Source organism: Holdemanella sp., from assembly GCF_056804935.1.
The window spans coordinates 1-1,691 of the sequence record NZ_DBMEXE010000279.1 but is presented as its reverse complement, the minus strand read 5'-3'; the positions used below and the strand labels follow the sequence as shown (position 1 = coordinate 1,691).

The following is a 1,691-nucleotide window of genomic DNA, read 5'->3' as shown; positions in this document are numbered from 1 at the left end:
ATATTGCCTTCTCAACCCATAAAAAAATCGGAAATTCTTTAATAGAGTTTCCGATTTTGTTTATTTAAGCCATTTTATTTTTCATGCGTAACTACTAACTAGATGATGTGGCAAATAATTCAGCTCTATTCATAGGAAACTGGATATGCAAATTACTTTTTGGACAAGCTATCCAGCAAAAATAAGTATATCATCTTGTTGTGTATTATACAAAAACAATTGTCCATAATTGTATATGTAAGGAACACGTACCATAATAAATATCAATTGCTAACAAGATTCTACTGAAGTATGATACAATGGAAATAATGATAGAGGTGACGAAGATGAATTGTGACTATGTGCTTCAATATCTGGAAAAGACGGAAGTCCCAATTGTTTCAAAAAAGAACCATGATATTATAATGTGCGGTTTAGAAAAGATGATTTTCTTAAAGGAAGGTGTCGTAAAGGTGAGTTCCATTTTAGAGGATGGACGTGAATATAATATAACTTATGCCAAAGGACCCGATCTTCTTTCGTTAATGTGTGACACACTTCGTGAAGATGTTGCGTATCGTATAAGAATTCGTGTTGAAAGTGAAGAGGCATCTTTTTGTTTGGTAAGTCGAGAAGATTTTTCAAGGGCTGTAAAGCGAGATGAAAAATTAAAAGAATATGTTGAGGCATACTATCGTGAGAATCTACAAAGAGCTCTATATCGCCAAAAATGTATGACAATGAATGGAAAGAGTGGCGCTATCTATGCCTTTCTTTATAATTTGATTTCTTTGTTTGGAAAAGAAAACGAGGAAGGTATATTGATTGATATGCAGGTCACAAATGATGATATTGCAGGATTCTGTGGTATTTCTACAAGAAATAGTGTCAACCGTATTTTGCGTGGATTAAGAGAAGAGAATGTAATTCGTATAGTCGATAATAAGATTTTAATTTTGAATGCAGATTATTTAAAGCCATATGCAGACTAAAAGGGTGATTATCTCACCCTTTTCATTTCGCTAATTTTTCTTTTAATAGTTCCATAGTGATTGGTTTTGCGATATGTCCATCCATACCTGCATTTAAGCATTCTTGAATATCACTTTCAAATGCATTGGCACTCATCGCAAGAATATGTACGCTTTTCGCATCTCTTCGTGGCAAAACACGAATTTCTCGAGTGGCTTCAAGACCGTTTTTAATTGGCATCATAATATCCATAAAAATATAATCAAAAGTGTAAAGCTTAGATTTTTTGAATTGATCAAGGGCTTCTTGTTCATTTTGAGTAGTCGATACATCAAACCCTAGATCTTGTAACAAATGGGTTTGGATCTATTTGTAAAGGAAGAATTATCCTAAAGGTTGTACCAACATTTTCTTTACTTTCCATTTGTATCGTACCATGCACCTTTCTAAGGGCATTATACTCGATTGTAAAACGAAAAAAAGAGCTGATCGGGTAAATCAGCTCAAGAAATAGGAAACGCTGGATAAGCGGTAAAAGGGTAATTTGATTATCCAGCATAGCCTAGTATATCACTATGAATTGAAAATGCAAGGAGATTGAACATATTTTCTGTATCACTAGTTTTTAATATTGATTTGTATTATACTTGAGATAGATTCCGTATCGGAATTTATTTTTTTTGGAGGAAATATGAAAATTATTGTAGTTGGCGATGGGAAAGTTGGCTTTGCGATTGCGA

At 33.4% G+C, this 1,691-nt stretch carries 2 protein-coding genes; one reads left to right on the top strand and one right to left on the bottom strand.

Annotated elements, in window-relative coordinates; all coding sequences use genetic code 11:
- The first annotated feature begins 299 nt into the window (after positions 1-299).
- Positions 300-971, top strand: coding sequence for a Crp/Fnr family transcriptional regulator (locus ACZQCL_RS09315; RefSeq protein WP_412345405.1), 672 nt, complete (start codon positions 300-302; stop codon positions 969-971).
- Positions 972-993: 22 nt separating this feature from the next.
- On the opposite strand, the gene ACZQCL_RS09310 is transcribed toward ACZQCL_RS09315, so the two are convergent.
- Entirely contained in the window at positions 994-1,305 is a 312-nt protein-coding gene (locus tag ACZQCL_RS09310; RefSeq protein WP_482482995.1) for a response regulator, read from the bottom strand.
- Positions 1,306-1,691: the final 386 nt, after the last annotated feature.